General features: G+C 49.8%; 14 protein-coding genes. 7 read left to right on the top strand and 7 right to left on the bottom strand.

Annotated elements, in window-relative coordinates:
- Positions 1–15 precede the first annotated feature (15 nt).
- From ITJ87_RS11370 to ITJ87_RS11345, 6 genes are all read left to right on the top strand, one after another.
- Positions 16–1,227: an exonuclease SbcCD subunit D C-terminal domain-containing protein gene (locus tag ITJ87_RS11370; RefSeq protein WP_117964439.1), complete on the top strand. Its 1,212-nt coding sequence runs from the start codon at positions 16–18 to the stop codon at positions 1,225–1,227.
- A gap of 15 nt (positions 1,228–1,242) precedes the next feature.
- Positions 1,243–4,665, top strand: coding sequence for an AAA family ATPase (locus ITJ87_RS11365; RefSeq protein ID WP_117974666.1), 3,423 nt, complete (start codon positions 1,243–1,245; stop codon positions 4,663–4,665).
- Positions 4,666–4,766: 101 nt separating this feature from the next.
- On the top strand, positions 4,767–5,621 hold the full coding sequence (gene map, locus ITJ87_RS11360) for a type I methionyl aminopeptidase (RefSeq protein WP_005828329.1): 855 nt from the start codon (positions 4,767–4,769) through the stop codon (positions 5,619–5,621).
- Between the two features lie 21 nt (positions 5,622–5,642).
- Positions 5,643–6,875 (top strand): DNA recombination protein RmuC, encoded by a 1,233-nt coding sequence (locus ITJ87_RS11355; protein WP_117964441.1) that lies wholly within the window; start codon positions 5,643–5,645, stop codon positions 6,873–6,875.
- Between the two features lie 13 nt (positions 6,876–6,888).
- Positions 6,889–7,455 (top strand): xanthine phosphoribosyltransferase, encoded by a 567-nt coding sequence (gene xpt / locus ITJ87_RS11350; RefSeq protein WP_117600538.1) that lies wholly within the window; start codon positions 6,889–6,891, stop codon positions 7,453–7,455.
- 12 nt (positions 7,456–7,467) lie between these two features.
- A complete protein-coding gene (locus ITJ87_RS11345; RefSeq protein ID WP_117964442.1) occupies positions 7,468–8,802 on the top strand; it encodes a nucleobase:cation symporter-2 family protein in 1,335 nt (444 codons plus the stop codon).
- 127 nt (positions 8,803–8,929) lie between these two features.
- Here the strand turns inward: ITJ87_RS11345 and nqrF are convergent, their stop codons facing one another.
- The 7 genes from nqrF to ITJ87_RS11310 all read right to left on the bottom strand — a co-directional run bounded on the left by nqrF (position 8,930) and on the right by ITJ87_RS11310 (position 16,506).
- Positions 8,930–10,204 carry an NADH:ubiquinone reductase (Na(+)-transporting) subunit F gene (gene nqrF / locus ITJ87_RS11340; protein WP_117600539.1) on the bottom strand — a complete coding sequence of 425 codons (1,275 nt, stop codon included), beginning with the start codon at positions 10,202–10,204 and terminating at the stop codon, positions 8,930–8,932.
- 17 nt (positions 10,205–10,221) lie between these two features.
- Positions 10,222–10,848 carry an NADH:ubiquinone reductase (Na(+)-transporting) subunit E gene (gene nqrE, locus ITJ87_RS11335; protein WP_005828321.1) on the bottom strand — a complete coding sequence of 209 codons (627 nt, stop codon included), beginning with the start codon at positions 10,846–10,848 and terminating at the stop codon, positions 10,222–10,224.
- A 113-nt stretch (positions 10,849–10,961) separates the two neighbouring features.
- Complete coding sequence (locus ITJ87_RS11330; protein WP_117600540.1) at positions 10,962–11,600, bottom strand: NADH:ubiquinone reductase (Na(+)-transporting) subunit D; 639 nt, start codon at positions 11,598–11,600, stop codon at positions 10,962–10,964.
- 4 nt (positions 11,601–11,604) lie between these two features.
- Positions 11,605–12,294, bottom strand: coding sequence for a Na(+)-translocating NADH-quinone reductase subunit C (locus tag ITJ87_RS11325; RefSeq protein WP_117964443.1), 690 nt, complete (start codon positions 12,292–12,294; stop codon positions 11,605–11,607).
- A gap of 17 nt (positions 12,295–12,311) precedes the next feature.
- Entirely contained in the window at positions 12,312–13,481 is a 1,170-nt protein-coding gene (locus ITJ87_RS11320; protein ID WP_117600542.1) for an NADH:ubiquinone reductase (Na(+)-transporting) subunit B, read from the bottom strand.
- Positions 13,482–13,534: 53 nt separating this feature from the next.
- The gene (locus ITJ87_RS11315; protein ID WP_117600543.1) at positions 13,535–14,884 is read right to left on the bottom strand and encodes a Na(+)-translocating NADH-quinone reductase subunit A; all 1,350 of its coding nucleotides are present in this window, start codon (positions 14,882–14,884) and stop codon (positions 13,535–13,537) included.
- Between the two features lie 221 nt (positions 14,885–15,105).
- Complete coding sequence (locus tag ITJ87_RS11310) at positions 15,106–16,506, bottom strand: C1 family peptidase (protein WP_117964444.1); 1,401 nt, start codon at positions 16,504–16,506, stop codon at positions 15,106–15,108.
- A 159-nt stretch (positions 16,507–16,665) separates the two neighbouring features.
- On the opposite strand from ITJ87_RS11310, the gene ITJ87_RS11305 reads away from it, so the two are divergent.
- A complete protein-coding gene (locus tag ITJ87_RS11305) occupies positions 16,666–17,868 on the top strand; it encodes a BamA/TamA family outer membrane protein (protein WP_098032475.1) in 1,203 nt (400 codons plus the stop codon).
- Positions 17,869–17,887 lie beyond the last annotated feature (19 nt).

Here is a 17,887-nt window from a genome sequence, read left to right as displayed (position 1 = left end):
GAAGTAACAAAAACAATGAAAATACTACATACCAGCGACTGGCACCTGGGACACACCCTCTACAACTACGACCGCACCGCCGAGCAGCAATCCTTCCTACGGCAACTCACCCGCATAGTAACCGAAGAGCAGCCCGACGCCATGGTGGTAAGCGGAGATATCTACCACTACTCCTCTCCCGCTGCCACCACGCAGAAGATGTACACCGACGCCATGCTGAACATCCATCAAGCCTGCCCCGGAATGGCCATCGTAGTCACCGCCGGAAACCACGACAGCAGCTCCAAATTGGAGATAGACAGCAGCCTCTGGCAGCACTTCGGCTTGAACGTTGTGGGAAACATCGAACGTACAGCCGAGGAAGTGAATCTGGACAAGCACATCATCGAGATAAACAATGAAAAAAAGACAATAGGCTACGTCATTGCCGTGCCCCACGTCTATCCGCAAAACTTCCCCCTGCTGGACACTGAAACACCGCGCGACCAACGACAGGCACGCTTCTTCCAGGCACTGCTGGACGAAGTGAAGAAACGGAATACGGCACAGCTTCCCGTCGTCCTCATGGCCCATCTCTCCATTGAAGGCAGCGACCGTAGCGGGCACGATGAGAGTATCGGAGGAATAGAGTATGTTCCCCTCAGCGCTATGGGAGAAGGGTACGACTACCTGGCACTCGGACACATCCATTGCCCTCAGGACATCAAAGGCAGTCATCACCACGCACGCTATTGCGGCACTCCCCTCTCCGTCAGCTTCGACGAAACCTACCCTCACTCCGTCTCCATCATCGAGTTGGAGAAAGGGGCAGAACCACAAATCAGTACAAGGGAAATTGAAAATCCGATTCCGCTCGTCACACTTCCACATGACCCGACGCCTTTCGAAGACGCCTTGAAACTGCTGGAAGAATATCCGGAAGAGAAACCTGCATACCTCCGTCTGAATGTGCTGACAAAAGGCTACCTGCCCCCCGACTGCAACGAAAAAGCCTCGAACGCCGCCAAAGGCAAGGCATGCAAATATTGCTACATCAAGACTACCCGAGAGCGGCAGGCCGACACTGACGAGAGCAAGCCTATCTCCATCCAAGAGATGCAGGAAATGTCTCCCCTGGAAATAGCCAGACTCTACTACCGCGAAACCGAAGGAAAAGAGATGGACCCAGAACTTTGCCAGCTGATGGAGACTGTCATGCAAAAAGTGAAAAGCAAGAACAACTCCTAATCATTTGTCCGGAACATGAAACTTCAGAAACTCACCATAAAGAACCTTGCCTCCATAGAAGATGCCGTCATCGACTTTGAGAACGGACCGCTAAGCGAGGAATCCCTTTTCCTTATCTGCGGCGAAACGGGTGCAGGGAAGACAACCATTCTCGACGCCATCTGCCTGGCACTCTACAACGAAACGCCCCGCATGGACCATGCCGAGAACGAAAAATACAAAGACCTGAGCCAGACTTTCTCTGCCAAAAAGGAAGATGTTGCCATCAACGACAGCCGGCAACTGATGCGCCGTAACACCAGTGAAGCATGGACGGAGCTGGAGTTTACCGGCTCAAACGAAATACCCTACACCGCCCGATGGTACGTGGCGCGGGCACACCGCAAGATTTCAGGAGCCGTGCAGGATGTGCGCTGGACACTGGAAAACAATAAAAGCGGCATACAGCTCAACAAAAAGAATGAGATAAAGACGGAAATACAAGCTGCAGTGGGGTTGACCTTCGAACAATTCTGCCGCACCACCATGCTGGCACAAGGCGACTTCACCAAGTTCCTGCAAAGCAAGGAAAGCGAAAAATCGGATATTCTGGAAAAGCTGACCGGTACAAGTATCTACTCCGAAATAGGTGCCGAAATATATGCCGCCACCAAGGAAAGACGGACGGAATACGAAAACCAGAACCGGAAGCTGGAAGGCATCCACATCCTGGCAGAAGAAGAAGTCGCCACAATCAAGGAAGCCATAGCCACGCAAAATGCCGGAGTCAAGGAAGCCAATGAGCAGAAAACCGCCGCCCTCGCAAAACGGGACTGGCTGAAGAAATACTCCGAACTCCTCCTCACCCGTGAACAGCAAAAGAAGATATGGGAAGGGAAGCAAGCGCAACTGCAATCGGACGAATTCAAACAGAAAGAACTCCTGATTAAAGAATGGAATGCCACCGCCGACGCCCGCAACTGGCTCTCTACCTTGAAACAGCAGCAACAGCAGCAACAACAGAACCATGCACAAGCCGGGATACTGAGAGCATCCTTTGCCCGGCTGGACGGAGGAAGCAAGTGGCTATGCGGTTTCCTGAAAGAGCAAGAAGACAAGCTGCATCGTGCCGAGAAGTACTTGCAAGAGCATTCGCCCTTACTGCCCATGTTCGAGCAAAGCCAATCCATCATTACCGGCCTAAAATCCGCACTCGATGCCCAAACACGCATCGGCACCTACAACGCGCACCTTGAAAGACTGGCCGCGCAACAACCCGTAAAAGTCAAGGAGCGTACCGACAAGGAAGCTGCCCTCACCCGGAAAGAACAAGAGAACCATACATTGCAAAACGAAATAAACCTCCGGAACAAGCAGCTTGAAACCATGGACCGCCCTGCCCTGCAAGACAAGAAAAACAAACTCGATGCCGGACGGGAGAACCTGCTACAAGCCTTGAGCGCCTTGTCTTTACTGGCTGAAACGGAAAGGACACTGAACGAGGCGAAGGAAAACGAAAAGGCTTTGAACGCCAAAGTGGAGGCGTGCCAAAAGCAATACGTCCTCCTGCAAACGGCATTCGACAGCAGGAAAACAAGTTATGATGACATCCGCACCCTCTACGACAAGCAAAAGGAAGCCGTAGAAGAGTGGGCAAAGGAAACACGCTCCCGGCTTGTCGTCGGGGATACTTGCCCCGTGTGCGGACAAGAAATAAAATCGCTTTGCAAAGATGAAGATTTCCAGTCTGTCCTTGCTCCCATACGCACCTCCCTGAAAACAAAAGAGAAAGAATACAAGGAAGCCGAGCAGGCATTGAACAACAATCGGACAGAATCCAAGACCTACGGAACGCTGGCAGAGAATGCCCGTCAGTCCACAGCAAGAGCGCTCCGGAGCTACAACCTTGCCCGTACTGACGCACAAGCCAAATGCGCCCAATGCAACGGCATCGGCCTCTCCACAACCACCGACGAAACCCTGAAGAAGCTACTGGAAGAGAACAAGCTGGAAGCAGACAAACTGAACGAAAAGCTCACTGAAGTTCAAAAGCTCAGCGCACAAATCATAACTCTGCAACGGCAAAAGGACGAATGCCAAAAACATGTGGACGCTGCACGCCAAGCCTTCAACTCTGCCGACAGAGTGCTGAATGAGCTGAAAAACAACATCGTCAATTACGAGTCGCTCACCGCCAACGAAAAGGAGAACATACGTGCCACCATGGACCGCGTCACTCCCCACATCCTCTGGGAAGGATGGAACACGGAATGGGAGAACTCCCCCCTCTCCTTTATTGACCGCCTAACGCAAGCTACGCGCAACTACCGGCTGGCGCAGGAAAAACAAAGAGAACTGAAATCCGCCATTGCCCTTATCCACAAAGAGCTGGAAGGGATAAACATCAACAAGGAAAGCATCGATGCCGCATTCCCCGACTGGCGCAACGCACCTGCAGCAACACAGGAAATGGAAATCAAGGACCTGGGGATTGCCTGGAATAATCTGAATACACAAGCAAGCGGACTGAAACAAAGCATATCCTCCACCGCAGAACAAATGGCAAGGCTGCAAAAGGATTTAACCGGGTTCTATGCCGCCAACCCCACTCTCGACGAGGAGCGTATCACCGTCCTATCCGCTTGGTCCGGCTCCCGGATAGAAGCATTGCGTGCCTCATTGCAGACACTTAAAGAGGAAGAAGTAGCTGCATCGACCGCCTTTCATCTGGCCACCGGACAAGTGGAAGAGCACATCGGCCGGAAGCCCGAAATAGAAGAAAACGAGAACCTCGAAACCCTGGATGCACTCATCGCGAATCTCGAAGAAAAGATAACCGTCGGCAACCAATCCATCGGCCAGCAGAAGTTACGCCTGGAAGAAAACACCCGTAACATCGACCGGATAAAGGAAGAAAAGGAACGTGCCGACCGGCTACGCGAAGAGTATCTGAAGTGGGACCGCCTCTGCCACCACTTCGGTGACGAACGGGGAAAGAACTTCCGCAACATAGCCCAGAGCTTCGTCTTAAAAGAACTGCTGGCAGGCGCCAATTTCTATCTGCAACGCTTGACCGACCGCTACGAACTGGAATGCCAGGCCGGTTCGCTCACCATCCTGCTGCGCGACTTCCATCAAGGAGGTGCGGCACGTCCGGCATGCACCTTATCGGGCGGCGAAAGCTTCCTAGTATCTCTGTCACTTGCCCTCGGACTTTCTTCCCTCAGCCGCCAGAGCCTCTCGGTAGACACACTGTTCATCGACGAAGGTTTCGGCACACTGAGCAGCGACTACCTGAACACCGTTATGGACACATTGGAAAAACTGCACCAGATGGGCGGCAAGAAGGTAGGCATCATCAGTCATGTGGAAGGACTGAAAGAGCGCATAAAGACCCAGATACAAGTACGGAGGATAGACAGTTCAAGAAGCGAAATAGAAGTGGTGAATACCCTCTAAGCTGGTATCGGGATAAAGAAAACGAATGTTTTTTCGGCTCTTGATAGTACAAGCACCTGCATTATTGTGTATTTTTGCAGTCTCATAAAAAAGAAAAGACAATGAAAAAGTTCATGAAAGGAGTCCGGTTTACTCCTAAAAACTATTCCGACGAAGTAGAAGCCAAAATTCAACATTATAAGAAAGAAGGATATAAACTGCCGATGCGAAGCGCACTCCGCACCGAGGAGCAGTTGGCCGGTATCCGCGCAAGCGCCAAAATCAACACGGCCCTGCTGGATTATCTCTCCGAGAACATTCGCGAAGGCATGTCCACAGCTGAAATTGACCATATGGTGTATTGCTTCACCACAGACCACGACGCCATCCCCGCCCCCTTCATGTACGAAGGCTTCCCCAAAAGTGTGTGTACCAGCATCAACGATGTAGTGTGCCACGGCATTCCCAGCACCAGGGAATTCCTGAAAAGCGGTGACATTGTAAATGTCGATGTATCCACCATTTACAAAGGTTACTTTGCCGACGCATCACGCATGTTCATGATTGGCGAAGTCAGCCCCGACATGCAGAGACTGGTACAGGTCACCAAAGAATGCCGTGACATAGGCATACAGACCGCACAGCCCTGGGCACGCCTCGGTGACGTAGGCGCCGCCATCCAGGAGCATGCGGAAAAGAACGGATACAGCGTGGTACGCGACCTCTGCGGACATGGCTGCGGCGTCAAGTTCCACGAAGAACCGGATGTGGAACACTTCGGCAAACGTGGTACGGGCATGCTGATAGTGCCGGGCATGACGTTCACCATCGAGCCGATGATTAACATGGGAAGCTACGAAGTCTTTATCGACGAAGCCGACGGATGGACCGTCTGCACAGACGACGGACTGCCTTCTGCCCAATGGGAAAGCCAAATCCTGATTACTGAAGACGGAAACGAAATATTGACACAATAAGGCGGACACTTCAAAACATCTATGGAAATATTATTACTGATTATAGGGATAATCATTGGAACCGTAGTCGGCTATCTGGCGGCAGACCGCAAGTCAGCCGCACTGAGGGCGGAAATCAGCGGGACAAAGAAGGAAATAGAATTATTGAAGCTGCAGAAGGAAGAAGCCGAAGCGTTGCACAAGCGCATGAACACCGAGTTCGAGAATCTCTCCAACCGTATCTTCCAGAGCAAAGCCGAAGACTTTACCAGGCTGAATGCCGAACACCTGGGCAATCTGCTCCGTCCGCTGGGCGATAACCTGAAGGACTTCCGCCAAAAGGTGGAACAAGTATACAGCACCGAAGCCAAAGAACGTTTCTCGCTGGGTGAACGCATCAAGGAACTGGTGGAGCTGAACAACCGCCTCAGCGAAGATGCCAACAACCTGACTCGTGCCTTGAAAGGAGACTCCAAGATGCAAGGCAACTGGGGCGAAATGATTCTGGAACGTCTGTTGCAAGCCTCCGGACTGATTGAAGGCGAACACTACTTCCGCCAGGAGTTTCTAAAAGACGAACGGGGCGAAGCCATCATCAACGAGGAAAGCGGGCAGAAGATGCAGCCCGACATCATCGTGAAATACCCCGACGAACGGGAAATGATTATCGACTCCAAAGTGTCGCTGACTGCCTATGCTGCCTACACCTCTGCCGAAAACAAGGAGGAGCAGGCACACTTCCTGAAAGCACACCTGCAATCCGTCCGCGCCCACATCGACGAGCTCAGCCATAAAGACTACTCGCATTATGACGCCCAATCGCCGGATTTCGTCATGATGTTCATCCCCACCGAAGGTGCCTACCTCCTCGCCATCCAAAGCGATACCCACCTCTGGGAATATGCCTACAACAAAAAGGTGGTACTGATGAGCCCCACCAACCTGATTAGCGCCCTGCGCCTCTCGCTCGACCTTTGGAAGAAGGAGAACCAGGTAAAGAATGTGCAGGCCATCATCAAGCGCGGCACCATCTTATATGAAAAGATTGCAGGCTTTACCGACACCTTCCTCGGTATCGGCGACCGACTGGCCAGCCTGCAAAGGGATTACGACAAAGCCTTCAACCAGCTCTCGGACGGTAACGGCAGCGTAGTGCGCCAGGCCGAAATGCTGAAAGGCATGAGCCTCACTCCCAAGAAACGCATTTCTCCAAGATTGCTGCCCAAAGATACCATTCAAGAAGAAACAGAAGAGGAAAACGATAACATTCAATAAAACATCATCCAACATGAAAACTCTGAAAGACCGCATTCTCAAAGACGGAAAATGCTTCCCCGGAGGCATTCTGAAAGTAGACAACTTCATTAATCACCAAATGGACCCCATCCTGATGAAATCCATCGGCGTGGAATTTGTCAGACGGTTCGCTTCCACCTCCATCAACAAGGTCATTACAGTAGAGGCGAGCGGAATTGCCCCTGCCATCATGGTAGGTTATCTGCTGGAACTGCCCGTAGTATTTGCCAAGAAGAAGAAACCGAGTACCATGGAAAACATGCTGACCACCACCGTATTTTCCTTCACCAAGAACCGTTCGTACGAGGTCTGTGTCAGCAAGGACTTCCTTTGTCCGGGTGACAAGGTACTGTTCATTGACGACTTTCTGGCCAATGGCAATGCAGCCAAAGGCATGATTGACCTTGTGAAGCAGGCAGGTGCCGAACTGGCCGGTATGGGATTCATCATCGAGAAGGCTTTCCAGCATGGTGGCGACGAATTGCGCGAACAAGGCATCCATGTGGAATCACTTGCCATCATCGAGAGTCTGGACAATTGTGAGATTAAAATCAGATAAACCGCTGCACACATGGAGGACAATCAAGAAGGAGAAAAGTTAAAAAACGGACTGATATACGGACTGAATGACAAGCCACCTTTCAAGGAAGCATTCTTCGCCGCCCTGCAACATCTGCTTGCCATATTCGTTGCCATCATCACACCTCCCCTCATTATTGCCGGAGCACTGAAACTCGATGCCGAGACCACCGGTTATCTGGTATCCATGGCATTGTTCGCTTCGGGCATTTCAACGTTCATCCAGTGCCGCAGGTTCGGAGGATTGGGTACGGGGCTGCTATGCATCCAAGGAACCAGTTTTTCCTTTATCGGACCCATTATTGCTGCCGGAACGATGGGCGGGCTTCCGCTTATCTTCGGTTCTTGCATCGCAGCATCTACCGTGGAAATGTTCATCAGCCGAATCTTGAAATATACCAAGAGAATCATTACGCCCCTCATTTCGGGAATCGTTGTCACTCTCATTGGAATGAGTCTGATAAAAGTGGGAATTACTGCTTGCGGAGGCGGTGCGGCAGCGCAAGCGGACGGCAGTTTCGGCAGTCTGCGCCATGTGGGACTGGCGGCCCTGGTGTTGCTACTCATCATTGCCTTCAACCGTAGTTCCAACCGGTATATGAGGATGAGTTCCATTGTCATCGGATTGGTTATAGGCTATATCGTGGCATGGTTCATGGGGATAGTAGATTTTACATCCATACAAAGTTATGGCGGTTTCAATCTCCCGATGCCGTTCCGTTACGGATTGGACTTCAGCATCTCAACCATCATTGCCTTAGGACTTATTTTCATGATTACCGCTATCGAAGCATACGGTGACATCACAGCCAATTCGCTCATATCCGGCGAACCGGTGGAAGGAGAAACATTCGTAAAACGCGCTTCGGGCGGTATCCTTGCCGACGGCTTCAACTCCATGCTGGCAGGTATGCTCAACTCTTTTCCCAACTCCGTATTTGCCCAAAACAACGGGATGATACAACTGACGGGAGTGGCAAGCCGTTATGTAGGTTACTATATAGCAGGATTCCTGGTAATACTCGGGCTTTTCCCCGCCGTAGGCCTGGTATTTTCATTGATGCCGGAACCGGTATTGGGCGGCGCTACCCTGCTTATGTTCGGAACAGTGGCAGCGGCAGGCATACGCATCATCGCCGCACAGGAAATCAACCGTAAGGCAACATTAGTCATGGCTATCAGTTTCTCTTTGGGACTAAACGTAGAACTGGTTCCGGAAATATTATGCCAACTTCCCGAAATACTAAGAAATATCTTCTCCTCGGGAATTACCACCGGAGGAGTAACAGCCATTCTGGCAAATGCACTGATTCATATCAAGGAATAAAAGAAAAAACTGCGAAGAATCCACTCCACTTTCTTTCATTAGAGAGGAAAATACCTCGAACAAAAAAACTCCGGCAAGACCCTGAAGGCCAAGCCGGAGTTTTTTATCTCAAGACGGATAAGGAAGGTTATCCGCCAAAGTTATCGAACATCAGGTTCTGAGCCGGAACGCCGAGGTCGTCGAGCATCTTCTCAACAGCCTTCGACATCGGGCCGGGACCGCACATGTAGTATTCGATGTCTTCGGGAGCTTCGTGGTCTTTCAAGTAAGTCTCGTAAATTACATTGTGTACGAAGCCCGGAGTATACTTCACGCCCGCTGCATCGGCTGCCGGATCGGGACGGTCCAGTGCAAGATGGAACTTGAAGTTGGGGAAATCCTTTTCAATCTGCAGGAAGTCTTCCAGATAGAACACTTCATTCAATGCACGTGCACCGTAGAAGTAATTCATCACGCGATCTGTAGTGTGCAGTGTCTTCGTCATATGCATAATCTGTGCACGCAACGGAGCCATACCGGCACCACCGCCGATCCACATCATCTCCTTCTTAGAGTCGAATATCGGATGGAAGTCTCCGTAAGGACCACTCATGGTCACCTTATCACCCGGTTTCAGGGTAAAGATATAAGAAGAAGCGATACCCGGCATTACATCCATGAAGCCCGGTCCCTGGTCTTTCGGCTTAAACGGAGGCGTAGCGATACGTACCGTCAGCATGATGCGGTCGCCTTCGGCAGGATAGTTGGCCATGGAGTAAGCACGGATGGTTTCTTCGTCATTGCGGCACTTCAAGCCCAACAGACCGAATTTCTCCCATGCAGGCAAGTATTCCTTACCGATAAGTTCCTTATCGATGTCCTTATCATAATCCATCGAATATTTAGGAATCTTAATCTGCGCATAAGAACCCGGAACGAAATCCATGTGCTCGCCTTTGGGCAAAGCAACGATGAACTCTTTGATGAACGTAGCCACATTCTTGTTGGAGATAACCTCGCACTCCCACTCTTTTACGCCCAGTACGCTTTCGGGAACCTTGATAGCCATATCGCCTTTTACCTTCACCTGGCAACCCAGACGCCAGTGATCTTGTATTTGCTTACGGCTGAAGTGCGGAGTCTCAGAAGGCAAGATTTCACCCCCACCTTCCATTACCTGGCATTTGCACTGTCCGCAGGAACCTTTACCACCGCAAGCGGAGGAAAGGAACACACCGTTTACAGACAGCGTATTCAGCAATGTAGAACCGGAAGCTACGTCCAGTTCCTTATCACCATTGATAGTCAGTTTTACATTACCCGAAGGCACCAAGAAATTCTTGGCAACCAGCAGGATAACAACAAGCAGGATGACAACCACGAGGAATACTCCAATGCTTGCTAATATCATATTCATATCCATTGTTTTATTCCTTTCTTTTAGATGTTCAAACCAGAGAAACACATAAATGCCATTGCCATCAGACCTACAGTGATAAACGTGATGCCCAGTCCTTTCAGTGGAGCCGGAACGTCAGAATAGGCCATTTTTTCACGGATGGCAGCCAAGCCTACGATAGCCAGCAACCAACCGATACCGGAGCCCAACGCATAAGAGACAGCATCAGCAATGCCACCGATGAATTTCGGGTCGCTCTCACCCAGCGTGATGCGCTGCTGCATGAAAAGAGAAGCACCCATGATGGCACAGTTTACAGCAATCAACGGCAGGAAGATACCGAGTGAAGCATACAGCGAAGGGCTGAAACGCTCTACAATCATTTCCACCAACTGAACGATAGCTGCGATTACAGCAATGAAAAGAATAAAGCTCAGGAAGCTGAGGTCAACGCCTTCAATGATTGCGTTGGCAGCCAGCACCTTTGTCTGCAATAAATAGTTGACCGGAAGCGTAACCACCAACACGAAAGTTACGGCGATACCCAGTCCTACGGCAGTCTTCACATTCTTCGATACGGCAAGGTAAGAACACATACCGAGGAAGAACGCGAATATCATGTTGTCCACAAAGATAGAGCGGACGAATAAACTTATTAAATGTTCCATATCTCTTCGATAAATTAAGAATTAAAGAATTAAAGAATTAAAGCAATGAGAACTTGTACTGCAGCAGAGCAGCCCATTTTTCATTCTTTCATTTTTCATTCTTCATTTATTTATTACTGCTTTTCCTGCAATTCTTTGTGACGTGCACGCTGATACCAGATGATGCAAGCGCAAAGAATCAATGCCATTGGCGGCATCAGCATCAAGCCGTTGTTCACATAGCCCAACTTCTGCAGAGGTTCATAGTTCAAGATGTTGAAACCGAGCAACGTTCCCGAACCCAGAAGCTCGCGGAAGAAAGCTACGATTACCAGAATCTTGGCATATCCCAAACCATTACCCACACCGTCAAGGAAAGACTCCCAGGGACCGTTCTGCATGGCAAATGCTTCCAAGCGCCCCATCAGGATACAGTTGGTAATAATCAGACCTACATATACAGAAAGCTGCACACTTACATCGTAAGCAAAAGCTTTCAGAATCTCACTTACAATAGTTACCAACGCGGCAACAACCACCAGCTGAACGATGATACGGATACGGTTGGGTATCGTCTTACGCAGCAGTGAAATCACTACATTGGAGAATGCCGTAATCACCGTCACTGAAAGACCCATCACAATGGCGGGCTCCAGCTTGGCAGTAACAGCCAAAGCAGAACAGATACCCAATACCTGCACGGTAACAGGATTGTTCAGTCCCAGCGGAGTAGAGAATATTTCTTTATTCTTCTTTGAAAACAATTGTCCCATATTCTTATTCCTCCTCATTATTATTAGTTAAAAAGTTCTTGTAGCTGCTCAGACAAGCCTTCAACATAGCATCCACACCAACAGAAGTGATGGTACCACCGGAAATGCCGTCCACCTGATAGTCAGGTTTCTCTACCTTGCCGTTCTTCACAACACCGAGGGCCACCTCGCCGTTCTCCAATGTTTTCTTTCCAGTGAATTCACCCTGAAACTGGGGAGTTGCAATTTCGGCACCCAGACCCGGAGTCTCACTGGCATGGGAGAAGTAAACACCGTAAACGGTATCCTTGTCGCTATTCAGTGCAACATATCCCCAGATAGCACCCCAAAGACCGGCGCCGTAAACGGGAAATACATATTTCTTCTCACCGTCAACCTCTGCCACGAATACATGCAGACGGTTATTTTCTTTGGCTTCTTTCTCGTAAGCGGTAGCAAATGCACCGGTATTCTCAGTCAGCTTACCGTCAACGTTCATCAGCATATCGCCCTTTACATATTTATTATATTCAGCTTCGGCATCCTTTACGTCCTTGATGTTGAGTGCAGCAAGAATCTGCTTCTTCGTGTCAAGTTCCACGTTCTTGTTCTGCGTCTCGCGCAAGGAAGAACTTACGAATGCCAGCAGGAATGCAACGATAACAACCATTACCGAAGCATAAATGATAGTATAACTATTACTATTGGTATTCATTTCTTTTCCGGTATTTATTAATTGTTAGACTTGATTGCACGTTTCTCGCGACGGCTGATGTTGCCCTGTACCACACAATAGTCAATCAGCGGAGCGAAGATATTCATCAGCAGAATGGCAAGCATCATACCTTCGGGATAACCAGGGTTGAGCACACGGATAATGATAGCCATGACACCAATCAGGAATCCGAAGATATACTTACCGGTCTCTGTACGTGCCGATGTAACGGGGTCGGTAGCCATGAACACGGCACCGAAGCAGAAACCACCCAGCACGAGGTGTTCGTACCAAGGCATCTGTGCCATCGGGGTGTCGGGACCGATTGTATTGAATACCCATGCCATGAAGGCGCCACCTACGAATACGGAAAACATCGTCTTCCAGCTTGCAATGCCCGTCCACAACAGCAAAATGGCACCCAGAGCGATGGCAATTACGCTTGTCTCACCGATAGAACCCGGAATAAGGCCGGTCACCATGTCCCAAGAGAATTCCGGAACGGCGCCCGAGGTAGCGGCTGCACCCAGCGGAGTAGCTACCGTCAGTCCGTCTACCGACTGCCCCAGACCAAAGATGCTGTCGCCCGATACCCAAACGGCATCACCCGACATCTTCGTAGGATAAGCAAAGAACAAGAATGCACGGGTAATCAAAGCTACGTTGAACACGTTCATACCCGTACCACCGAATACTTCCTTAGCAAAAATTACAGAGAATGCAGTAGCCACCGCTAGAATCCACAACGGGCAGTCTACCGGAACAATCATCGGAATCAAGATACCGGAAACCAGGAAGCCTTCCTGAATCTCCTCCTTCTTCCACTGAGCTACTACGAACTCAATGCCGAGACCTACTACATAAGATACAATGATTTTTGGCAATACAGCCAAGAAACCGTAGATGAACATTTCCCAGAAGCCGCCGGTGGCACCGGTAGCATGGAAATGCTGGTAACCTACGTTATACATACCGAACAGCAGTGCCGGTACTAACGCAATAACCACCATCGACATGATGCGTTTGCTGTCAATGGAGTCGTGAATATGCGTTCCCGATTTCGAAGTGGCATTAGGCACGAACAAGAATGTTTCGAAGCCGTCGAACACCGAACGAAATGCGTGGAATTTGCCGCCTTCTTCAAAGTTCGGCTTTATCTTGTCGAGATAATTTCTTAACGCTTTCATTAATATATTTACGATTTTACGATTTACAATTTACGATTTGCCATACGCCCCGATTATGCCATTTCGGCACGAAGCATATCGAGTCCTGCACGTACGATGCGCTGCACTTCCACTTTGGAAGAACATACGAATTCGCAGAGAGCGAAATCTTCAGGAGCTACTTCGTAGATACCCAGAGCCTCCATACGGTCAATATCACCTGCAATGATTGCTTTCACCAGATATTCGGGGAAGATGTCCATTGGAAATACGCGGTCGTATTCGTTGGACATAATCATGTGACGTTCGCCACCCTTGATACGGGCATCTATCACATATTCCTTCTTGCCCATCAGCCAGCTGAAGTAAGAGCGGTTGACGCTGAACTGATTAAAGCGCGGCATAATCCAACCCAACATTTCATGGATTTCATCTCCTTCGGGAATAACGGTCAGCTGGCTGTCGAAAGAGCCGAGGAAGCCGTTCGGAGAAATTTTCTTACCGGTCAGCACGTTACCGCTGATGTAGCGGAGGTCCTTGTCGGTAGTCACGTTACCTTTGAAAACGTTCGTCAGCAGAGCGCCGACTTTCAGCTTGCAATAAGCGGGTTTCAACACTTCGGAACCCGTTACAGCTACCGTACGGGTCAAGTCTACATGACCGGTATTCATCAGACGTCCGATGAAAAGTACGGCTTCGGCACTGATAGTCCAGACCGTTTCACCTTTCACTACCGGAGAGATGTGGTTAATCTGTACACCCACGTTGCCTGCCGGATGCGGTCCGTCGAAAGCTGTTACGGTAACGTTCTTTGCCTGCACAAGGGCAGCAGCCTTTTGTTTTACACTAATACCCAGATACGTCTTTGCCATCTTTGACAAAGCGTCGAGTCCCGTCTGGAAGTTTGCTTCTTCTCCTTTCAGAGCGAATTCAAAATCGGGGGCCAGCGGATTACTGTCGAAAGCCGAAATGAAAATAGCTTTCGGAGTCACCGTCGGGTCAGCGATAACGTCGTACGGACGTTGGCGGATGAAAGCGAACATACCTGCCTGCAAAAGAGCTTCTTTTACCTGCTGGCCGCTCATCTTGGACGGGTCCATCTTGCCAAATTCCTCATAGTCTTGTTCAGTGGCAGCCTCTACAACGATGTTCAGCACCTTACGGCGCGCACCACGCTCCACGCTTGTCACTACGCCACTGACGGGCGAAACAAATTTCAATTCAGGATGATTCTTGTCGATAAACAAGGGTCCCCCGGCCATCACATATTCCTGCTCTTTGACCACCACTTTCGGAGTGATGCCTGTATAGTCATCGGGAATCAGCGAATAAAATCCTGGTTCCTTAACAGACACAAGTTCCTGGGCAGCAGCGCCTTTCAGGTTAATGTCAAGGCCTCTACGTAACTTAATTACATTTGCCATGCGTTTATTTAAAATAATGGTTTCATTAATTTGCCGCAAAAGTAGCAAAAAAGAACGTGAATAAAGAGCAAAAAAGAAAGGAATTACGGAGAAATTTCCGTAATCCCTTTCGTTAACGAACACGAGAACAAGGATTAGGGGTTAAGGATTAGGGATTAATACCCTGCGGAATCATAGCGCAGCCCCACTAATCACTAATCCTTAACCTCTAATCCTTATCATCACTTTTCTTCAGCAAACATCGGGTCCCATGCCGGCAGGCGGATAGGTTTTTGTTTGAACAATTCCATCACTTTGGCAGGAACATACTTTGTCTCCACCACCAAGCGGAACATGTATTCATTGAACCACTCGTCGGTCATGATGAGATGTCCCTGGTAACCGGAAGCAGCTCCCCAGCTATTCTCTACCATCCATTTTACGGGCTTTCCGTCTTTGTTCAAGTCAACAGCCATCAAGGTCATGGCGTGGGACGAGCCGCTGGAGAAGGTCTGAATGCGTTGTTTTTTATCCATTCCGAAGGTAGTACCCATCAGTGACTCGTAGTCATAATTTTTCACATCAAGCAGACCGCGTTCAGAGTTCAGGAACTTGCCCACATCGCAAGAGAAGTACATCATGGTGCTGTCCTTCAAGGAGGCGATGGCCATCTCCTTAATATCCTCTACGGGCAGGTTGACATAAGTCCAGTTTTTACCGTCGTAACGGTGACGGTCGTAGTCTATTTCATAGCACTTATAATACTCACGACTGGGATCGTTCATCAGCATTACGTAGTTGGTCAGCAGTTGTTTGTCTCCATACTTCTCAAGGAAAGACATGGGAGTGTGATGCTCTGTCTCCACGGGATTACCCTTAGCATCGTGGCAGACATAGTCGAACTCCGTGGGAGGTACACCAAGGTTCAGCACCAACATGCGGTAGATGGTTCCGAGCATTGTGGTTTTCTCCTTCTCCAGAGCTGCGGGCTTGGCACCGGCGGCAGCCATATCACGTAGTTGCAGACCATACTCTTTCAGCTTCAGAGAGATGAGGTTGGCCATGCGGGAGGTATTTTCACTGCTGTTTGTTTCAGGCATGGCATCTTTAGGAACAAGGCCGTATTTGGAAACAATGTCGGCCACACCGGTAAAGGTACCCCCATCGCTCAGCGGATGCTGGAAGAGCCATTCTACGGTTTTATCAGTCAGGGGACTCTTGGAGGTGTCGATGATGCCTTGCAAGAAGAGGTTTGCCTTCTCCAACTGGTCCCAGAAGAAAGGATAGACTTCGGAGAACTCAAAAGACTGGAAACCGTATTCGGCAAGGGTCTTGGCCCGCATCACGTTGAGCCCGGTGAACAACCAGCAACGGCCGGACGACTTCTGGTCGGTGATGCCTCTGGACTCTACCTTGACGGAGAAGTGGGTATCCATGCCCTGCATATTCTCCTGGTTGAGTGCCAGTTTACGGATGTCATTATTGCCTATGGCATTGCGGAGAGCCTTGTCGGCAGCCGTGCCTTGATAACTTTGCTTGATTTGCCCAAGCATTTCGGGGCTGATGCCGCCTTTTCCTTCTTGTGCCTGCACAGAAAGCAGTGCGGCACTCAGAACAATTACAGATAAAAATTGTTTCTTCATTCAGATTATGTGTTTTTAGTTATTGATGTCTTGCTTCGTGAAGCAGACAAAAGTAATGTCTTTTTTGATAATTTTAGTGACATCTTTAGATTTATTATCTATTACAGTGAAAACTATTCGGAATAAAATAGTTTCCTTTGCACCCACATTTCGTACGACATGAAAAGATATATACTAAGCATTATCGCACTGGTGCTGTTCGCCACCACCCTTTATGCCCAGGAACAGACTGCGGCCGCCACAAACGACAGCGTTCCCGCACTGACAAAAAAAGAACTACGCAAGCAAAAGGTAGCGCGCCGGAATCTGCATTACAATATTCTGGGTGGACCCAGCTACACTCCCGACTTCGGTGCCGTGCTGGGAGGAAGCGCCCTGATGACCTTCCGCATAAACCCCAGCGACACCACGCAGTTGCGCTCCGTAGTGCCCATGGCCATCGCCTTCATGTTCAACGGTGGCATCAATCTTTTCTCCAAGCCTCAACTCTTCTTCAAGGGTGACCGTTTCCGTATCTTCGGAAAGTTTAGCTATAAAAATACGGAAGAAAACTTTTACGGCATCGGCTATAATACCAATAAAGATTACGTACGAAGCGACAGTACCAGCAAATACCGATACAGCGGCGTGCAAATCAACCCCTGGTTCCTCTTCCGGCTGGGCAACAGCAATATCTTTGCCGGACCTCAAATAGACATCAATTATGACCACCTGACAGAGCCCGGCAAGTTCTTGGTGAACGAACCTTCGTACAAAGAGGCAGGCGGTACGGCCAACGGCTACAACAACTTCAACTCCGGCCTCGGCTTCCTGCTGACATACGACAGCCGTGACGTTCCCGCCAACGCCTACCGCGGCATGTATCTGGATTTCCGCGGCATGATGTACACCAAATTCATCGGAAGCGACCAGACCTTCTACCGCCTGGAGATAGACTACCGCCAATACAAGTCACTGGGCAAGCGCAGGGTGCTTGCGTGGACGGCACAGACCAAGAACGTGTTCGGCGACGTCCCACTGACGCAATACGCCCTCACCGGAACGCCTTTCGACCTGCGCGGCTACTACATGGGGCAGTATCGCGACAAGTCCTCGCACGTGGTCATGGCAGAATACCGGCAGATGCTCAATACCGACCGCAGCACCTGGCTGAAGCGGATGCTCAACCACATAGGTTTTGTAGCCTGGACCGGGTGCGGCTTCATGGGCCCCACTCCTGGCAAGATAGAGGGCGTACTGCCCAACTATGGTGTAGGTCTACGCATTGAGGTACAGCCACGCATGAACGTCCGCCTGGATTTAGGCAAAAACACGGTAAACAACCAGATGTTGTTTTACTTCAATATGACAGAAGCGTTTTGAGTAACGCCTTACCTTGCCG

Source organism: Bacteroides sp. HF-162 (genome assembly GCF_015679285.1).
Classification (GTDB): domain Bacteria; phylum Bacteroidota; class Bacteroidia; order Bacteroidales; family Bacteroidaceae; genus Bacteroides; species Bacteroides uniformis.
The sequence above is the reverse complement of the archived record's forward strand: the minus strand, read 5'-3'. Positions and strand labels throughout refer to the sequence as shown.

Coding starts and splice junctions, on each gene's coding strand:
- ITJ87_RS11370 (WP_117964439.1), top strand. CDS start 16: ATGAAAATACTACATACCAGCGACTGGCACCTGGGACACACCCTCTAC.
- ITJ87_RS11365 (WP_117974666.1), top strand. CDS start 1,243: ATGAAACTTCAGAAACTCACCATAAAGAACCTTGCCTCCATAGAAGAT.
- map (WP_005828329.1), top strand. CDS start 4,767: ATGAAAAAGTTCATGAAAGGAGTCCGGTTTACTCCTAAAAACTATTCC.
- ITJ87_RS11355 (WP_117964441.1), top strand. CDS start 5,643: ATGGAAATATTATTACTGATTATAGGGATAATCATTGGAACCGTAGTC.
- xpt (WP_117600538.1), top strand. CDS start 6,889: ATGAAAACTCTGAAAGACCGCATTCTCAAAGACGGAAAATGCTTCCCC.
- ITJ87_RS11345 (WP_117964442.1), top strand. CDS start 7,468: ATGGAGGACAATCAAGAAGGAGAAAAGTTAAAAAACGGACTGATATAC.
- nqrF (WP_117600539.1), bottom strand. CDS start 10,204: ATGGATATGAATATGATATTAGCAAGCATTGGAGTATTCCTCGTGGTT.
- nqrE (WP_005828321.1), bottom strand. CDS start 10,848: ATGGAACATTTAATAAGTTTATTCGTCCGCTCTATCTTTGTGGACAAC.
- ITJ87_RS11330 (WP_117600540.1), bottom strand. CDS start 11,600: ATGGGACAATTGTTTTCAAAGAAGAATAAAGAAATATTCTCTACTCCG.
- ITJ87_RS11325 (WP_117964443.1), bottom strand. CDS start 12,294: ATGAATACCAATAGTAATAGTTATACTATCATTTATGCTTCGGTAATG.
- ITJ87_RS11320 (WP_117600542.1), bottom strand. CDS start 13,481: ATGAAAGCGTTAAGAAATTATCTCGACAAGATAAAGCCGAACTTTGAA.
- ITJ87_RS11315 (WP_117600543.1), bottom strand. CDS start 14,884: ATGGCAAATGTAATTAAGTTACGTAGAGGCCTTGACATTAACCTGAAA.
- ITJ87_RS11310 (WP_117964444.1), bottom strand. CDS start 16,506: ATGAAGAAACAATTTTTATCTGTAATTGTTCTGAGTGCCGCACTGCTT.
- ITJ87_RS11305 (WP_098032475.1), top strand. CDS start 16,666: ATGAAAAGATATATACTAAGCATTATCGCACTGGTGCTGTTCGCCACC.